The sequence below is a fragment of the Epilithonimonas caeni DSM 17710 genome, assembly GCF_000426465.1.
GTDB classification, from domain to species: Bacteria; Bacteroidota; Bacteroidia; order Flavobacteriales; family Weeksellaceae; genus Epilithonimonas; species Epilithonimonas caeni.
Genome location: NZ_AUFK01000018.1, coordinates 138,173 through 156,563 on the forward strand (window position 1 = coordinate 138,173; position 18,391 = coordinate 156,563).

Annotated in this window: 13 protein-coding genes; 1 reads left to right on the top strand and 12 read right to left on the bottom strand. The window is 38.5% G+C overall.

Annotated features, from left to right (window positions below):
- Positions 1–69: 69 nt before the first annotated feature.
- From K319_RS0112385 to K319_RS0112445, 11 genes are all read right to left on the bottom strand, one after another.
- Positions 70–264, bottom strand: coding sequence for a cold-shock protein (locus K319_RS0112385; protein WP_027383888.1), 195 nt, complete (start codon positions 262–264; stop codon positions 70–72).
- A gap of 618 nt (positions 265–882) precedes the next feature.
- On the bottom strand, positions 883–1,308 hold the full coding sequence (locus K319_RS0112395; RefSeq protein ID WP_027383889.1) for an Rrf2 family transcriptional regulator: 426 nt from the start codon (positions 1,306–1,308) through the stop codon (positions 883–885).
- A gap of 12 nt (positions 1,309–1,320) precedes the next feature.
- Positions 1,321–2,523, bottom strand: coding sequence for an NO-inducible flavohemoprotein (gene hmpA, locus K319_RS0112400; protein ID WP_027383890.1), 1,203 nt, complete (start codon positions 2,521–2,523; stop codon positions 1,321–1,323).
- A 144-nt stretch (positions 2,524–2,667) separates the two neighbouring features.
- Positions 2,668–3,027, bottom strand: coding sequence for a hypothetical protein (locus K319_RS20370; protein ID WP_051230653.1), 360 nt, complete (start codon positions 3,025–3,027; stop codon positions 2,668–2,670).
- Positions 3,028–3,206: 179 nt separating this feature from the next.
- Positions 3,207–3,425: a hypothetical protein gene (locus K319_RS0112410; RefSeq protein WP_027383891.1), complete on the bottom strand. Its 219-nt coding sequence runs from the start codon at positions 3,423–3,425 to the stop codon at positions 3,207–3,209.
- A complete protein-coding gene (locus K319_RS0112415; protein ID WP_027383892.1) occupies positions 3,395–3,835 on the bottom strand; it encodes a helix-turn-helix domain-containing protein in 441 nt (146 codons plus the stop codon). Before K319_RS0112415 ends, K319_RS0112410 begins: the two co-directional genes overlap by 31 nt.
- Positions 3,832–4,065 carry a hypothetical protein gene (locus K319_RS0112420; RefSeq protein WP_034671729.1) on the bottom strand — a complete coding sequence of 78 codons (234 nt, stop codon included), beginning with the start codon at positions 4,063–4,065 and terminating at the stop codon, positions 3,832–3,834. Before K319_RS0112420 ends, K319_RS0112415 begins: the two co-directional genes overlap by 4 nt.
- Positions 4,066–4,157: 92 nt before the next feature.
- Positions 4,158–4,673, bottom strand: coding sequence for a hypothetical protein (locus tag K319_RS0112425; RefSeq protein WP_027383894.1), 516 nt, complete (start codon positions 4,671–4,673; stop codon positions 4,158–4,160).
- Positions 4,674–4,698: 25 nt separating this feature from the next.
- On the bottom strand, positions 4,699–5,223 hold the full coding sequence (locus K319_RS0112430) for a hypothetical protein (protein WP_027383895.1): 525 nt from the start codon (positions 5,221–5,223) through the stop codon (positions 4,699–4,701).
- Positions 5,224–5,302: 79 nt separating this feature from the next.
- Positions 5,303–14,350, bottom strand: coding sequence for a GEVED domain-containing protein (locus tag K319_RS0112435; RefSeq protein WP_027383896.1), 9,048 nt, complete (start codon positions 14,348–14,350; stop codon positions 5,303–5,305).
- Between the two features lie 578 nt (positions 14,351–14,928).
- Complete coding sequence (locus K319_RS0112445; RefSeq protein ID WP_156907097.1) at positions 14,929–15,531, bottom strand: hypothetical protein; 603 nt, start codon at positions 15,529–15,531, stop codon at positions 14,929–14,931.
- Positions 15,532–15,993: 462 nt separating this feature from the next.
- Here K319_RS0112445 and K319_RS0112450 point away from each other — a divergent pair, with 462 nt between their 5' ends.
- A complete protein-coding gene (locus K319_RS0112450) occupies positions 15,994–17,217 on the top strand; it encodes a phage integrase SAM-like domain-containing protein (RefSeq protein ID WP_027383898.1) in 1,224 nt (407 codons plus the stop codon).
- Positions 17,218–17,437: 220 nt separating this feature from the next.
- Here K319_RS0112450 and K319_RS0112455 read toward each other — a convergent pair whose 3' ends face one another.
- Positions 17,438–18,109, bottom strand: a complete 672-nt coding sequence (locus K319_RS0112455; protein WP_034671730.1) for a hypothetical protein — start codon at positions 18,107–18,109, stop codon at positions 17,438–17,440.
- Between the last annotated feature and the right edge of the window lie 282 nt (positions 18,110–18,391).

Consider the following 18,391-nt stretch of genomic DNA (forward strand, 5'->3'; position numbering starts at 1 on the left):
AAAAAACCTCTCACATAAAGTGAGAGGCTGATATAAATATAACGAGTATTATTAGTAATACTGATTAGTTTATGCCAATTTCACATTGATAGCGTTCAAACCTCTATCGCTCTTTTGTACCTCAAAAACAACCTGGTCGTTCTCACGGATTGATTTTGAATCAAGTCCTGAAGAATGTACAAATATGTCTGCGCCACCTTCTGATGGAGCTATAAACCCGAAGCCTTTTGCTTCATTGAAAAATTTTACTGTGCCTTTTTGCATTGTAATAAATATTGAAATTAAATATGATGATATCTGTACACTTTACAGATCCCATTTTAGAAAATAAAGTATGTTTTAGAGGATAAACAAATCAGGATCTACTGTTTATCAGCTTCTTTGCTTAGCTCCGCAATGATCTATTTAAAAGCAAAATAGCAATGGTCGGCCTGCAATGACGTATCATTTCCTATAATCAACAGGAGCAAGACTCTCGTTATTATCAAAAATCGGATTAATAATTTGGGTATCTGGAGAAGCAAGACTGATCAATCTAAATGAATCAGTTTTAGCGAAGGCAGGAACCTGTCTTATGAACACTTTGCAAATGTACGGGAAAAGAAATTAAAAACAATAAATATAATTGATTGATTTTCATTGTTTTATTTGTACATTACGCACATGATAGATCTGCAAAATGCGGACGATCATGCTGCATATTTTTCATAAAAAAATAAACAAGAGCAAGGTTTTCTAGCTCTTGTTTTTATAAATTAAATTTAAATTACTGCTGATAATCAAATCATTGACATTGAAAAATTAAGTATCACTAAGTTTAACAATAAAAGCGTAAGATTCAATATAATCAATAATTGCAAGTTCAATATTAGTTTAATACATTCATGGGCTGAAAATAGAATTCCAATCTTCGAATTTTAAGTCGGACAGCCGATTTTTGTTCAAACTGTCAAGAAAAGCTTGATAAGCAATATCTAAAAAGGATTTTAATTTACAGTTATGAGATGAGAACACACAAGGTTTTGAAATACAGCTTATCACAGGTGTTTCGTCCTGTTCCAATAAGTTGATAAGATCACCAAGTCTCATTTGAGTCGCTTTTTCTGATATTAAAATGCCTCCGTTTTTACCTCTTTTTGTTAAGACCAGTCCATTATTCGATAAAAACTGAACCACCTTGACCAGATGATTTCGTGAAATATTGAACCGTTCCGTCAATTCATCCAATGAGCTTGAATCGGTATTATTCTTTTTATTCAAATACATCAGGACACGCATACTGAAATCGGTAAAATGGTTCAATCTCATCTTTTATATTTATTAGTTGAGGTGTAATAGTTGAGGTCCAAATTCTTCATAAAATATCTTATCTCTACTAACCCCAAGTGTGATCAAGGAGTTATAATGGGCTTTTATAAATGGTTCTGGTCCACAAATATAATATTTTGCTCCATTGATAATAATTTTAGCTTCAAGTGCATTCAAATCGATTCTTCCTCTTCGTACAACCTCGTTTTCAAATTCTGTCTCTTCATAAAAAACAAAAGACGAAAGCCAATCATTCCTTTGCTGTAGTAATTCTACCTCGGACTTAAAAGTATGAGACTCTTCATTCCTGCATCCATGCACCCATACAACATTGTTGCCCATACCGGAGTTGCTGCATGCTCCTAGAATACTCATCATTGGTGTGACACCTACCCCGCCGCTTATCAGCACCAATGTATCATCAGAAACAACATCAGCATAAAAAGTCCCGGATGGTGAACTTACCCAGATCTCATCACCAATTACCTTTTCATGCATATGATTGGACACCATGCCATCTGGGATTCTATCCTTTCCTATTTCTTTTTTCACTGATATTCTATAGTGGTTGGGAATAAATACGGAAGACAAACTGTATTGTCTGGGCTGCTCATATCCCAATGACGGAATAAACATTTTAATGGTGATGTACTGTCCCGGGAAATACTGTGGTATATCTTTTTTATCTTTAGGTTCCAGATAGAATGATTTTATTTCTTTACTTTCGTCTACTATGCTTGAAATAGTAAATGCTCTCCAACCTTTCCACCCGCCTTTTTTTGTCAGATTATTTTGGTATAATTTTTCTTCAATAGAGATCATTATCGCTGCAAGTTCATTATATGCTTGTGTCCATGCCTCCATGATATCATCCGTAGCTTTATCTGCCAGCACTTCTTTTATTGATGCTAAAAGATGTGTTCCTACTATATCATACTGCTCGGGAGTTATATTGAGGCTTACATGTTTGTTGCCGATGGTCTCCAATGTCTCAATCAATATCCCCGGATTCTCAATATGCTCTGCATAGGCAAGCACTGCTCCCGCCAGTGCATTCTGCTGTTTTCCATTTGCTTGATTACCGATATTAAAAACATTCTTGAGCTCTGGGTTGTAAAAAAACATTCTCTTGTAAAAATGTTTTGTAAGGTCGAGACCATTTGTTTTTAGTGTCGGAACAGTGGCCTTGATAGATCTTTTTTGTTTAGAAGTCATTTTTTTGTGTTTAATTGTATGCAAAGATATAAAAAAACTAATTGTTATATTTTAAATACAACAATTAGTTTTCTTATCCAAAAAAGTTTATGTAATTAAAATTTATGAACTCTATTTTTGATTGAATTGAGCCTCAATATTGTATTATATCTTTTCCTTCCGGAAGTCCTGTCCTGATGTGGGCAAGAACAACCTTTTCCATTTTGTAACAGTATTCCTACTCAATTTGAAATGTTGTGCAAGCTGTATATTATTAAGCTTATGGACTTTCTGGTAATCCAGTATTTTCAGGATGGCCGATATGTCATAAGAACGATGCTTTTGATTGAATGCTTCCGTGGAGCGGTCCGGCAGACCAAAAATCCTGCGATTGAGCTCTATGATGTCCAATATGGAGAGGTTTTGTTTATCTAACAAGGTTTTGCATTCTTTTTTCCTATCAGGATATTTTTTATCTATGATATCGTTATAGATACGATGATAATCAGGATTTGATCCATTCATAATATTTTGAAATTGACTCTATTTTACTTTGTGTTTAGAGAACCGGAAATAGTATGGTTTTCTACCAAACAATTGGTGTTGAAATAATATGTGTTGACCTTTGATGGATAGAAAATGAGTATCCAGTTCTTTCAATTTTTACTCTTTTAATCGATACTGAAGATATTTGTCCTTCATTTTCACATTCCAAGATAATAGTCTCTTACTTTTTCCTGAAAAAAGAATAGATGAAGTCTTTTTTTTATAAGCCCGAAGCAATATTTATCAATGACATAGATCCATTCATCATGACCTTTACGATCTGGCTCGCCAAGTAGGGATTCAATTATTTCCATAGAGCTTCCGATCAGCATATCTTCTTCTATCATTATTTCTTTGAATTGTATTTGCTTATCCATTTATACAATGTTGTCTTAGGGATCTTATATTCTTCTAATACTTGATTTTTGGTCTTCTCGCCATTCTCTATCATTTCAAGAATGAAGTCTATCACTTCCTTGGTATATATATTTTTCCTGAACTGTGGAAGTTTTGACCTTTTTTGACTTGATACGTCATTATAATTCGTGTTCCCTTGCGGGGCATACAATATCAAGTGCTGGGTATATAAACGGAAGAAATCGTATTCCAATAGTTTGCTCCATTTCAATAAAATACCGGTGGCTAATTCTTCGTGTAAGAACATTTGTTCTATCTCTGCATTGCTGCACTTGAAAAAATTACAGATACGCTGTGTATCCATATCAAGCTCCACCACTCTTTGCTTTACCAAACTGCCTATATGTATGTTCTTAAAATGACTATTCATTTTTCAAGTAATTTTTTGTTCCCTCTAAATAAATATTTGATATATTTGGTACTTACCATATTGTTTTCAAATTCAAGGAACATAATAGTCCTTAGCCCCCACCAAGTTCTGCCTAGCTCATAATGCCAGACATCATGAGTATAGGAATTCGGACCCTCTCCAAATTCTTCCACTATTTCTTTCTTGGTCATACCAAGAGGAGACCTGTTATCTGTGTTTTTCTTTATCATATGAATATTCTGTCAGGGTTAAAATCCCCGATCGGGACGAAGCTTATGGAAAAGATTGCCCGATCGGAGAGAGGAGGTTATGGATCTAATAATCAAGGTTTCCAAAAACTCCACATTGTACCGTTATAAACCGCCAGTTGTCTTTTTGTCATATCATACACCATCATTCCTGCACTTGGATTGATGATATTTAAATGCGGGCTTGCAACTTTAGGTAAGATCATCGCCTTGTCCGTATCGGACAATACTAGAATACCATTTGTTGAATCGGTTGCTCCATTAACGCCGATGCCCATCTTAGCGGTCATTTTCTCATCTCTTGGGGTTTGAATGGAAAGATCGACCACACCTGTGATATCAACGCTAAGGTCAAACCAACCGCCATCTTTCAGATACTTAATTTTCTTATCAGTGGTATCGTAGATAACTGTGCCGTTTTCAACAATACCATTTTTGTCCTCGATATAAGGAAGGACCAACCCTCTATTTTCCGTATCTGCAAATTCTAGAGATACTGAAGTATTGGTTATACCTTCTTTCCCTATTGCCATCTGTGATTTTATGGCAATGGCAGAAAAAATGATAAGTGTTGTTATTATTTTTTTCATTGTTGTTACTATTATTTAATTAATCTTAATGATTATGATCAGAGAACGTTATTAGCTTAGGGTCTGTAAATCTTACGGACAGTTTGTTTTTCGAAGTGGCACCAAGCACTTTATCACTTAGAACATCAAAGCTTAATGTATCTCCACTCTTCATCTGTATCTGGAAATAATATAATCCTTCCGGCGAAATAGCTCCCTTTTCAGACAGAAAAGCTTCCTTATCATTCAGATGAATGGAATATTGCAATTGTTGTTCTTTTTCCACTCCTTTGTTAATTTCTGAGGATAGGCTTATTCTGTATATACCATCTTTTTTCACGGTAATTTCATTGTTATTCAGAATAATTTCATTTTTATTGTCGCCCTCAATATTTAGATTTGAAAAGATGAACTGTCTTTTCGATCCCGATTCCTGATACCCAGTACCTTCAATAGAATATACAGGATTTTTATCTATCGACCCTTCAATTGCCTGAGAATAAGCCAGACCAGAAAGCATTACCAGAAAGAACAGACCATTTTTTTTTGTGTGTATCTTTATTTTTTTCATTATATAAAATTTAAATCAAAAGCTTTGGGCAAAAGCAACAGAAAAAACTGTTGCTTTTTGCTTACGGCTCAAATTATTATTAATCGGGACAAGCCTGAGTACTGATACAATGCCATGCCGGCACAGTATCTCCGTCCTTAATTGTATACATTTTAAGACATTTGTTTGTAGTGTCATATACCATCATTCCTTCAACAAAATTTTCAGAAGGGATACCTGTTGGTACATCCATGGTTGCAGGATCATTGTCCGCATCTGAGAAAGCAACTCTGTTTACCACAAAACCTTTGGTCTTGGATTCCAATGCAATCCATGCTCCCTTGCGAACCATCGGCCAGTTGTCTGAATCATCCATTCCTGCTCTGCTAAGAGAAGTGACCCCTACTTTAGTATCCAGAGTATCCCCTCCTGTTGTTGCTCCTGGTTTGTAGCAGAAGTTCTGACATGCAGCTGGAGTCCAATCTACATAATAGTCTTCTACTTCCCCATCCGGTGCAGCTAAGAAACTACGCTCGTCAGCAGCGGTGGTGGTATCATCTACAAACTGCTCTGTCGTTAAACGTAAACGTACAAAACTTCTTACAACTTCAGTTCCACATATGGCAGAATTATCCGGCCATGTAAGATCTATCGTCTGCTGTGCTGCCGAAGAAGGTACCGGTACCTCTATTGCCTCCCCTGGTTCAAAGATGCCGTTATAGTTCCAATCGATGAAGCCATACAGGTACGCCGTGCTTCCCGTATTATTGGTAAGCGGTATACTTAATGTATAGGTTGAGCCTGCTGTTTTTACAGGTAAAAATGCTTCAAGCCTTTCTGGCTGTGCAGGTATTTCAGGTCTACTTTCATCTATATCAGGCGTAGCAGGATTATCAGGTATAGCTGGTTGAGCTGGTTGGGCTGGTATATAATGTGTCGCATTTAATGCATCTTCATCATCAGGGAATCCAGTAGTGTCATCTCCGAAAGCATCGTTGCCACTTCCTGTAACCGTAAATTGCGGTCCATTTTCAGCATCCGGAGGCACTATTCCTAAAAATAGTTTGTTGTCTTCCGGTATGTATGAAATTTCATGGCTGGCTTTATCGCCCAGATTATATCTATCATCCAGATCTCCATAATCAAGCAGCTTGTTACCACATACCTGCCCAATTGCTGGGGTTTTGGTAAAGTTATATTCTGTAGGTGTTCCTGTACAACCTCCACATCCATCACTTCCATCTATCGTATGCCCTACATAACCAAAACGGTCGCTACCTGCTTGTACAGCTATGGATATATGTCCACCTGCTTCTACATAGGTCATCTCTCCCGGAAGCATTGCTGTACCATTCCCAATAGTTACTGCTGTCAGTATCTGTGTGCTTGTAGGATTTACCACCCCACTTCTGGAACCTGAATTAGAGCCCGTACTATAGATTCTTTTTTCATCGGTAATCACACTGAACAATGTTCCGTAAGTATTATCATGATTACTTGCAGAGATCCATTTAACAGGTCTTATAGCCTTTGTGACATCCGTTTGATTCCCTGCGGCGTTTGGCTCTTCATTCATAAAATTGATGGTACGCCAAATTCTAGAATCATTGGTATTTCCTAAACCTAACTCTCCACTAGCATTGTTTCCTAAAACAAAAACCTTTCCGGCACTGTCTCTTAAGAAATATGATGTAGAAGGAGTATTAGCATTAGCAATATCCTGTTGTTTTACAGGAAGACTGATGCCGGTAGGAGTTGTCATCTTGGTTGCATAACTTTTGTTGGATTGATTTTGTCCATCACCCAAAAATACATTCCTACCCCATGTGTAAAACTCGTTTCCGTTTGTTGCTATGGCAGATCCTCCTGCTGAGCGAACATCTTTCATTCCGGTAAGCGGTGTTCCGGCATCTGTCATTACCTGATGCCATCCGGTAGCAACCGTATTTCCATCTCCTTGTACATCGCTTCCTACTGTATTGGAATACACCCAAATTTCTCCTGTCTTAGTCAGAAGCATCAATGAACCTAGATAAGACGAAGAACTACCTGCATCCATAAACTGGATGTTTGCAGGACCAACTCCTGTAGGTAATGCCACCTGGTGGAAACCTGTACCTCCAGGAAATACTATAGGAGAACCTGGAGTAGCATTAACATTTCCTTGTCCCCATACATACAATCCTGCAGATGAAAGCAACATATATTGGTGATTCCATGCGTTAGACGCACCTGTAAGCAATAAAGGAACTCCGGCATAATTATATCCGTTGGTTGGGGTCACTTTTATTGGATTCATCTGATCAGTACCATTTGCGGCTGCACTATTTCCAAAAACAAGAAACTCAGAATTACGTAATTTAACGATTGTACCATGGAATAAGGCCTGCAAAGGATCCAACACGCCTAAACGGTCATCATCATTAGTACAATCTATTGTCGTATTGTCGTTCGGCACTGCCGGCAGATAATAATCTTCTACTTCACCGTTTTGCGGTATCGTACCATACGCTCCTGTAGTGAGCCCGTCTCCTATGGAACGTTCGTCCACATTATCCGTACTGGTATTATCCGTAAGCACAGCATTGGTAAGGCGGACCCTCATATAAGTATAGTTTGCCGTACTTGTATAAGTGGGTGCAGCCCAAGTTAATTTGCCAACATAATCTCCTGCGTTTGCTGGAATCGCAGTAGAAGTATATTCATTAGATGTGAATCGTCCATTTCCATCCAAGTCAATCCAGGCATGCAATGTTGCTGCAGTGGCAAGATTGTTTCTGATGTTAATCAATGCAGCATATTCTGCCCCTGAATAAAGTGTAGGCAATGGAACGGTATTATCGATACCATCTTCATCCAAACCGTCACCATTGGTCCCGGTATTATCCGAACCGCCTGTTACACTTTGGGCCCCATTCTCAAGATCAATCGTGGCTCCTATAATAAGATCTTCAACTTGTCTGTGACGTGCAGGAACAGAAGTTCCTATGAAGTTATCTTCAAAATACAAAGGAACATCACCATAATCAAGCTGTGTGGTCATAGGGATGATGTGATCTTCCACTTCACCATTATAGATAACAGGTGTTGTAGCATGATATTCACCAGTATTTAATCCGTCAGCTAAGGCTCTTTCGTCTACCAAATCACCAAGGGGTGCCGTAGTATAATCCGTAAGAGTTCCCTCAGATAAACGTAAACGTAGCTTTAGATTGTCAGGGTTTCCTGCAATTACATTCTGTCCCGCTGTCCAGTTAAGGGTGACATATCCTTGGGTTGCAGCAATAGGTACGGATACGTTTGTCGCTTCTCCAACTTGGAAACGGCCATCGTTGTTAAAATCGATCCATCCGTAAAGTGTTTTAGGTCCTGCTGTATTATTGTATGCCTTTACACGTACAGAATAAGCGTAACCCCCGCCTGCATACATTGGGGAGATCTCTACACCATCTTCATCATCTGTTCCATTATTATCATCCCCGATTGCTGTTGCTGAGGTTTGTTTACTTCCCTCAGAATCCGGAGCAGCATTTCCAATATACAATGCACTGCTGACAGCTTGTCTTGCAGGTGCAATAACTCCATTTCTGCTGGTATCATAGCTGTCGATAGCATCTCCATAATCATAAGTGATAGCTACTGGTAATCTATAATCTTCCACTTCACCACCAAAGGCAGTCCCATATACGCCTGTAGTAAGTCCATCTCCTATGGAACGTTCATCCAGTAAAGCATTTGCATTATTGGCCAATGTACCTTCTGAAATACGAAGACGCATATACACGTTGGTTGCTCCTACAGGAATCGTTGCAGTTGTTGTATTATTCCAAGTCAGCTGAACTTTCTGTTGTACAGCAGAACTAGGCACAGACACTGTGGCAACTTCAGATAATTCAAAATAACCATCGTTATCAAAATCAATCCATCCGTAAAGATTTTTAGCTGATCCCGAATTATTGAATACTTCTACGTCAGAATAATAGGCTGTACCTTTATACACCGGCATTACTGTGGTAATACCATCTTCATCTGTTCCATCTCCATTGGTCCCATTATTATCTGCACCTTCTGCTACTGTATTTGCAGCAAATTCTGTATCTACTGTCAATCCAAGTCTCAATACATCAGATTGTGATTGTCTTGGTTCCACATTTGAGCCAACCTGATTTCTGGAGTAAATAGCCGGAGCATCTCCGTAGTCATAAATTCCGCTTACGATGTTGAATCGATAATCTTCTACTTCACCCAAAGCGGTGCTTCCACCGTAACTGCGTGTATCTGTAGCAGGAGAATTAGCAAAAGTACCAAGACTAGCAGAGGACAGTCTTAATCTTACATAGACTTTTCCTGCTGCAAGAACAGCTGGAGAAGCATTGGTATTGGTCCAGGTTAATCTCAACTGACCGGCTGTACCTGCTACAATAGATCCAGAGGTTGTAGCAGCTTCGTTACCATTAAATACTCCGTCACCGTTAAAATCGATCCATCCGTACAAGTACTTGGTTCCCGTTGTTTTTGTAGTTACCGGAACACTCATCGTAAACTGGCTTCCGCTTGTAATGGTCAGGGGTGAAGAGAATGCATCTTCATCTGCTCCGTCACCATTAGTCCCATTATTATCCGCTCCTGCAGCTACGCTTTGAGGAGCAAACTCATAATCAACATCGACTCCCATGTACAAGTCTGGTTCTGCACCATTAGAATGGAAAGCAGGACTACCATTTTCATAGGAAGCAGGTACATCTCCAAAATCACGAACCACTTGCAACTGATAGTCTTCAACTTCACCAAGAGCTACGTATCCGTACACTCCTGAAGACAATCCATCACCGATAGCATATTCGTCTACCACGCCTGAATTAGTACCAGTAGTTAAGTCTCCAAGTGTCACCCCACCTTCTGCCTGCATCAACCTTGCCCTCATATATACTTTGTTTGTTGAGGTAGAAACAAGAGCAGTTTGCGCTGCCGTAAAAGATATTGGTTGCGCATATCCTCCTACGGGAACAGACAAAGTTTGCCTTTCGCCTGCCTCGAATCTTCCATTGTTATTGAAATCAATCCAAACCATTAATGTGGCATTAGCACCTGTGTAATTCTTTACTCCCAAGGTATATGTATTGATCGCACCCGGATTAATGTACAAAGGACCTGTGATACCATCTTCGTCAGAACCATCTCCGTTAGGATTATTATTATCATTTGGATTGGTTACAGAAGCCGGACCAGATTCGTGATCCCAAGTTGTTCCCAGATATAAATTTTGTGAGCTAAAATTTCTAGCAGGTTTGAAATTGACTGGATCAACTGTTCCATCTTTGTCCATCTCATAGCTTATCGGAGCATCTCCAAAATCATAAATGTTATTACCCACTGTAAAGCGGTAATCTTCTACTTCTCCAAAGCTTGGCAAGGTGTACACACCTGTACTTGCTCCATCACCTATAGAACGCTCATCAATATCTGCAGTCCCGGTATTATCTGCGCCTGCAGTCTGGCTAAGTCTTACCCTAACATACAGATTGTTTACCCCTGCCGGTATCAAGCTGGTTTGTGCACCTCTGAACCAGAAATTCACTGTGCTAGCTCCCGTAGATGTAGTCTGATATCCATTAGTTGTAGCTGTAGAAGTAGCATAAGCTGCTTCAGAAGTCTGGAATTTACCATCATTATTAAAATCGATCCATGCAATGGCATTGGATGCTGCTGGTGCATTGATATTTGTAAAAAAGCTGAAAGGCGCTCCTCTGGTAATGGTGGCAACACCTGTTCCGTCTTCATCTTGACCGTCACCATTGGCTCCATTGTTATCGGTACCTGGAGCAACATTTTGTGCTGCTTGTTCTGCATCTACAATTGTTCCGATAGTGTATAACGGATTTGCCCTGTGTCTTGCAGGAACAAAAGCAGTGGCATTATTCGTATCATAACTTACGGGCGCATCTCCGAAATCATACAGGCCAACCGGCAATTGATAATCTTCGACCTCTCCAAAAGAAGTTGTAAGAGCGTTAGCTGCATTATTTGCTGCAATAGCTCCGTTTCCAACACTTCTTTCATCTATTAATCCACTATTCGTACCTGAGCTAAAATCAAGCAAATTAAGATTTGACAATCTCAATCTTAGGTAGATCTTTGTAGTTCCAGATGCGATGGTTGAAGTTTGGGCCTGAGACCATGTAAGGGTGGAAAGCTGCTCGCCAACACCTGTTACACTTCCTGTTGCAACTTCTCCGACTTGAAAACGTCCATCACCGTTCAGATCCAACCATCCGTACAGATATTTGCTTCCCGCTAGTGTACTTGGAATATTTACAGGAACATCGATGCTGTATGCAACACCCGGGCTTACACTTGTAAGCGTTGTAAGACCATCTTCATCGACACCATCTCCGTTTGTTCCATTATTGTCTGCTCCCGTAGCTACACTGCTTGGTGCCTCTTCCTGGTCTATAAGTTTCCCTATGGTAAATCCTGAAATAGAAGCATGTAATGCAGGCAATGGATTACCATCTTTATCAATCTCAAATGTAGAAGGTACATCTCCATAATCAAAAGTGTTATCTAACTCTATCTGATAGTCTTCCACCTCTCCATTAACTGGAGTGGCGTGATTCGACGGATTACCGGCTGCTGCTGCACCATTCCCAATACTTCTCTCATCCATATCCGTGGCACCGGTTCCACTCGTAAAATCCAGCAATGCTCTGTTGGAAAGCCTCAGCCTCATATAAAGCTTGTCGACAGTAATTGTAGCTGTCTGAACAGCCGTCCATGTGAGTGTTAATGTACTGCTTCCTACGGCACTTGTCGAAGCTGTTGCAAATTCACCAGCTTCAAATTTACCATTGTTATTAAAATCGATCCAACCATAAAGATATTTTGTGGATCCACTCGGATTGGTTACTGGTACGCTTAGAACATAAGGTACTCCGATTTTGATCTTATTTGCTGAAGTATTTATAGCATCCTCATCAGACCCATCTCCGTTTGTCCCGTTGTTGTCTGCTCCTACAGCAACGCTATATGGTACTTGCTCTAGGTCTGGGGCAATGCTACCTAACATAAATCCGGCTAGCGACATGTGTGCAGCGGGCAAAACCACACCATCCTTTGAAGTATCATAAGATATCGGAACGTCTCCCATGTCATACAGGCCAACCTCTAACTGATAATCTTCGACCTCTCCAAAAGGGGTCGTAAGAGCATTAGCTGCATTATTTGCTGCTGTAGCTCCGTTTCCTACACTTCTTTCATCTATTAATCCACTATGCGTGCCTGAGCTAAAATCCAGCAAATTAAGATTTGACAATCTCAATCTTAGATAGATCTTTGTTGTTCCGGGTGCAATGGTTGTGGTTTGGGCAGCATTCCAAGTCAGGGTCATATTTGTAGCTGTAATAGCTGTCGTCGTCGCTATACTACTTGCTAATTCCCCTGCTTGAAAACGTCCGTCTCCATTCAAATCCAGCCATCCATACAGATATTTGGTTCCTGTAAGTGTACTAGGTATATTTACCGGGACGGTAACGTTATATATAACACCCGGGGTTACACTTGTAAGGGCTGTAATGCCATCTTCATCTGCGCCGTCTCCGTTTGTACCATTATTATCTGCCCCTACAACAACACTGCTTGGTGCACTCTCTAAGTCCAAAAGTGTTCCTGTGTTAAATCCTGAAAGCGGTGCATGCAATGCTGGCAAAGCAGTACCATTTATATCATTTTCGAATGTAGCAGGTAAATCTCCATAATCAAAGGTATTAACTACCTCTATTTGATAATCCTCTACTTCGCCATTGGCTACTGTCGCATAATCAGCTGCATTACTTGCTGTTGTAGCTCCATTTCCAATACTTCTTTCATCAATAAGAGCTCCTCCTGAGGCTGCTGTTAAAAAATCAGCTAAGCTTCTATCTGAAAGTCTAAGTCTCATATAAAGCTTAGTTGCTCCCATAGCAAGTGTACCGGTTTGTACCCCTGTCCAGTTAAGCGTCTGGGTACTGCTTCCTGCAGTATTAAACGAAACAACTGTTGCTGCCTCTTCTAACTGAAACTTGCCATCGTTATTAAAATCGATCCAACCATACAAATATTTTGTTCCGGATGGATTGGTTACCGGTACGCTTAAAGTATAAGGTACACCTTTTCTGATCTGGTTGGCCGAAACGGCAATAGCATCCTCATCGGTACCATCTCCGTTTGTTCCATTGTTATCAGCACCTGCAGCTACGCTGCTGGGAGCAAGTTCCAAATCAGGAAGAATACTTCCTAATAACAAACCTGAAACTGGAGTATGCACAGCAGGAGCATATACGCCATCCTTAGTAAAATCATAGCTTGTAGGGGTGTCTCCATAGTCATATACTGCAGAGTTTACACTTGCCCAAGTTGTGCCAACGTTAATGCCATCCATTTCCAATGTAGGAGCATTTGCAACATTTCCTTGATAAAGCTCTACCGAAGAAAAGGAAGTAGCATCAGTCGCAGTCCCTGTATGGGAAATATCTGCAGTTGCAGGCTCAGATCCCGAAGCAGGATCTACATAAAGCTTGACAATGTCATTCACTGTTCCTGCTACCTGTTCATACTTCAGAACAACTTTCATATTGGTATTAAAAGGTCTGACAGTAGATTCATATTCTACTGTACCGGACGACCTCATTACTCCAAAGCTAAATCCTGATCCATTGGAACGGATATACAATCTAGCCACCGACGTCGAATAATAGTATGAATTACTATAGGTGGTTGAACCAAGACCAAAGAAAATATCCCCTATAGCTTGCGCTGCTGATACATTAACAACTGTACTTGCATAGATCGCAGGAGTAGTTGTATTTAATGATGTTGCGGTAAAGTAACGGAAAACATCCTGTCCAGTGTTCGTTAAAGATATTTTATTGCCAAAATTATTGGCAATGGTACCTGGATAAGTCAAATTTCCAGCAGAAACAGTGACGTTAGGTGTGCCTCCTGCTACCTGTTGGATCCAGGACGAACTTGTGAGTGTTGTCCCCGAAGCATAATTGAAACTCTCGGTCAGCAGATTTTGTGACTTTATGGTTGTAATTCCACTAAATGTCATCAAAACAAACCATGCTAACCTGAAGCTGTGCTTCTGGAAAAAATTGTTTTTTGGTTTCATAAATTTGTGTTATTAAATAATATTTTAAAGCTTAGATAGCTTTTAGTAAAGAGTTAAGCTAACGTTATAACTCTCAGCATTGTAAGTTGCTCAGCTAAGTTTCTATTTTTTCCATTTTTTCATTTTTTAGTGTGTTTTTAATTGTTATGAACTATAATTGTATTATCCAGCTCGCTGAATATTATAATAAAGTGAATATTCCATGATTGGGGAAAAAGCGATATTTTATTATCATGCCTATATTCAATTTTTTCACATGGAAATATGCCTACATACGCAGGACAAATCATTGATAATAAACTAGATGATTGTGCAATCATGAAAAATATTGATTCCAAGCAATTCCCAACTTAATCCGATCAAGTGGAAGGCTGCAAAAAAATGTAGCTTATAGATCTTATAATCTATTTCATAGACAAGAAAATTGCCTATGATCATCATGGGTCATTTACCCTTTTTGTGACAATCTATAACTTAATTGCCTTTGAAAGTAGCTGATATGACAGTTAAAAGGACATAAAACCATGATAACATTCCTGCGTGTTTTTGGGAAACATCATGAAAACAAAAATCCTATTTTAGCAACTCTGCACTGGCAGGACATCTTCTGATGGAGGCGGACGTATGGCTGAAGAGGAATATAATAGACTGTTCTTGTATAGTTCTGATAATTTCTCAGGTGATAGTATAGAAAAAAAAGTAAAATCTTTATCCTGCTCAACCACAGGTTGGAAAGGAATCAATAAGTTAGGATTCTGAATAAGAACCGTAGCAATATTTCCGTTCTTTTTGAAAAAGGTAAAATATTGGTCTGTCCCGGAAGAAAAATTATACGTTGCAACTTCTTCGGTCATTACAATTTTTTCAATTTCCGGCTCCGGTTTAGACACCTTCTTTTTAACCTCATTGATACTGTGATCTACAGATATTTCCTCATTTACTGTAAAATCTAAAGTATCACCGGTAATGTCTGTATCTGAAAAATTTTCCGGAATCTTGACCACTTCATTTTCACAAATAAATGCCTTATCTGCTACAAAAACTACCGTTCCCTCATTAATATAAAGTTGCCCAAAAGCACTATTGCAACACAACGATAAAAACAGCAAAAGTGTAAACAATTTACTGCCCATATGAGATTTCTGGTATATATCCCATTTTATTTGTGTTATTTTCATCATTTGGCTTAGTACAAAAGGAGTCTAATCTAGACTACTTTTGTTGCTAACTTGTTTTAACACAAGATATCTTATGAAAAAGACCACGAAATAACTATATAGAAGATTGTCTTAACATTTAAAATTATTTAAAAACAATTCTATAAATAATAAGATCAAACATATTAAAAGCAGCAATTTCATAAAAATCTGATTAATGATGTTATGAATTCGGAATTAATCTCATGCAAATGAATGATGTACAGAAGGTTAAATGTTTTTTTTAATTAGAAGAATAATGAACAAATCAAAGTTTATTTCCGAATTTCTAACAACAAACTCAAATATTTAATTAAATACATGTGTAATTTCGCAAGACTAAAATATGTTTCATTGACACATGATCATATTGAAAATAAGTAGTCTAGATTAGACTCCCTTTTATTGTAATTTCGTTGAATATTAATGTTAAAAATATTTTCAACGATGAATTTTTATTATTTTCTTTCTCCCAGCAATACATCCCGTACTTGCAGTATAAACCTCAACTTAACAGATGAAAACCTAAAGATCGAACTCCTCTTTCTGCTGCCTTTGCGCATCATTAGTGAGGAATGGGATACAGAAAAGCAACGTCCAAAAAACATCTATCTAAAAAAACATAAGGTACTGAATGCGAAATTGGACAAGCTAAAGATCTTTCTAACGGAGCGTATCAAGGAAAGAATAATGAAAAAGAAAATCATCTCACAAAAGGTTCTGATATCTCATATCAAAAAATATTTTTGCCAAAAAGAAATTGAACACCAGAAAGATGACCTTTTATTTTATGTGAAAGAATACATCGAAAAAAAGAATGGGTTGATATGTAATTCCACGATGAAACGATATAAGGTCTTTTTACGTCTTCTTGAACGTTTTGAAGGATATGTCTCCAAAAGAATATCTATTGAGAGTGTAAATTCTGATTTTGTAAGAAATTTTCTACTATTTGGGAAAAAAGAGGAATATTGCGAGAGTACTATCCATAGGACCATATATTTTGTCAGAACTATCCTCAATTTCGCAGCAAGAAAAGGCATACGGACATATAGTGAAGAATTGGTAGTAAAAAAAACCGCGCATCTAAAAAACGTTATAACCCTTTCCGAGCAGGAACTTTACAAAATAGAAGAACTGAAAGTCCCAAAAGCTTTGCAGGATGCAAAAAAATGGCTAATCATCAGTTGCTATACAGGACAAAGGATCTCAGATTTCATGGATTTTTCCAAAGAACAAATGCAATTCATCGATGGAAAGCCATACTTGTCATTTTTCCAAAAGAAAACAAAGAAGCACATATTGCTTCCCCTTCATCCGAACATTAAAAAGATCATGGAACAAAGTGAGGATGATTTCCCAAAACATCTGTCGCCACAAATCTATAACAGGCAAATAAAAGAAATTGCAAAACTGTCTGGCCTGACCGAGATCCTGAGGACAAGAAAAAAGCGAGGCTTCAGAAGTCGAATGGAAAATGTGGAGAAATGGGAGGTCGTGACCAGCCATATTGGCAGAAGAAGTTTCGCTACTAATTTTTATGGAAAAATTCCCACTCCATTGCTGATACGGGCCACCGGCCACTCCACAGAGCAGATGTTTCTCAATTATATCAATCACCAACAACAGGTAATATTACTTGGCGAACACTTTGAACGACTAGCAGGATAAGGAGATTGATAATTATATATTCAAATATACCAAAGCTTAAATAAAAAACAACGGTATCTAACTAAATTATTTATCCAACCAAGTTTAAATTCCTTTTTTGAGTAATGAACACAATTTGATATACTAAGGCGTAGTGTTTCTTGAAATTATATGAAAAGCTTAGTTTTAATTAGTTTCTGGACTTTACAAAAATAACTGCCAACAGTTTACGTCATGTTCATCAATCCTCTTTGGTTACCATAATGTCTGTAAAGTGGCCTAATGTTCCGGGGCCTATCCATAACCCGATACTTCCCCGGATATCTTTACCCTGTTTCAGGTCATTCACAATCAAAGTAGGCTGAGAAGCACCGTTAACATACAGTCTGGCAGTTTCATCCTTTACTACGATCTTTATTTTGGTCCATTCCGCAGGCACAATATCGACATAGGCTTCATACTGTTCCGGGGCTTCTTTTCGTAATTTTTCCCAAGGGTATCCCGGAATGGAAATATATTGGCTGGAATGGTTTCTTCGTACCTGGTCATTGGCCCGGCCATTGGTAGGACGCAAATAGAAAACCTCCATCTTGGAAGCGTCCGAAGCCGTCCTGAACGCAATTCCTACAAACCCACGCGCGGTTTCTCCGGCATTGGCAAGTGGCTGCCCGGAAATCGTTGCTTCAATAATACCGTTGTGAAAATCAATATCCTTTAGGATTGCAAGTGTTTTGTCCCCATCAGTCTCGCCCTGTATTTCCATGGCTAAAGCATTTTTACCCTTAAAGTTAGATTTTTCGACAGTTACCTGAAACGGAATGACATCAGATGGGACAATTGTCTTGTTTTGTGCTTTTATCTGCAAACTAAATACTAAGCTTACCACTAAAGTCAATAACAGCTTTTTAGTCATGTGAAAATAATTTTTCAATATTTTAATCCATCTAAAATAAGAAAAATATTTAAGGAATGATGCTCTTTTTTAGTATATGATACCATCAAAAAACACATTTACAGCTTTTATTGACAAGAATCACACAGTGTCATATTACTAGGTCACTGAACGGAATGCAATGGAAGAACAAGGCACATTATAACATTGATTTTCAATTACTTTTAAAAAGAACAAATAGGGTCTTCAGGTAAATAAAAAACATATACTGAAGCTCCACCACAACAAAAACAGCATTCCAGA

Excerpts from the sequence above, each read along its gene's own strand:
- K319_RS0112395 (WP_027383889.1), bottom strand. The coding sequence starts at position 1,308 with ATGAGATTGAACCATTTTACCGATTTCAGTATGCGTGTCCTGATGTAT.
- K319_RS20370 (WP_051230653.1), bottom strand. The coding sequence starts at position 3,027 with ATGAATGGATCAAATCCTGATTATCATCGTATCTATAACGATATCATA.
- K319_RS0112415 (WP_027383892.1), bottom strand. The coding sequence starts at position 3,835 with ATGAATAGTCATTTTAAGAACATACATATAGGCAGTTTGGTAAAGCAA.
- K319_RS0112445 (WP_156907097.1), bottom strand. The coding sequence starts at position 15,531 with ATGATGAAAATAACACAAATAAAATGGGATATATACCAGAAATCTCAT.
- K319_RS0112430 (WP_027383895.1), bottom strand. The coding sequence starts at position 5,223 with ATGAAAAAAATAAAGATACACACAAAAAAAAATGGTCTGTTCTTTCTG.
- K319_RS0112455 (WP_034671730.1), bottom strand. The coding sequence starts at position 18,109 with ATGACTAAAAAGCTGTTATTGACTTTAGTGGTAAGCTTAGTATTTAGT.
- hmpA (WP_027383890.1), bottom strand. The coding sequence starts at position 2,523 with ATGACTTCTAAACAAAAAAGATCTATCAAGGCCACTGTTCCGACACTA.
- K319_RS0112435 (WP_027383896.1), bottom strand. The coding sequence starts at position 14,350 with ATGAAACCAAAAAACAATTTTTTCCAGAAGCACAGCTTCAGGTTAGCA.
- K319_RS0112425 (WP_027383894.1), bottom strand. The coding sequence starts at position 4,673 with ATGAAAAAAATAATAACAACACTTATCATTTTTTCTGCCATTGCCATA.
- K319_RS0112385 (WP_027383888.1), bottom strand. The coding sequence starts at position 264 with ATGCAAAAAGGCACAGTAAAATTTTTCAATGAAGCAAAAGGCTTCGGG.
- K319_RS0112410 (WP_027383891.1), bottom strand. The coding sequence starts at position 3,425 with ATGGATAAGCAAATACAATTCAAAGAAATAATGATAGAAGAAGATATG.
- K319_RS0112450 (WP_027383898.1), top strand. The coding sequence starts at position 15,994 with ATGAATTTTTATTATTTTCTTTCTCCCAGCAATACATCCCGTACTTGC.
- K319_RS0112420 (WP_034671729.1), bottom strand. The coding sequence starts at position 4,065 with ATGATAAAGAAAAACACAGATAACAGGTCTCCTCTTGGTATGACCAAG.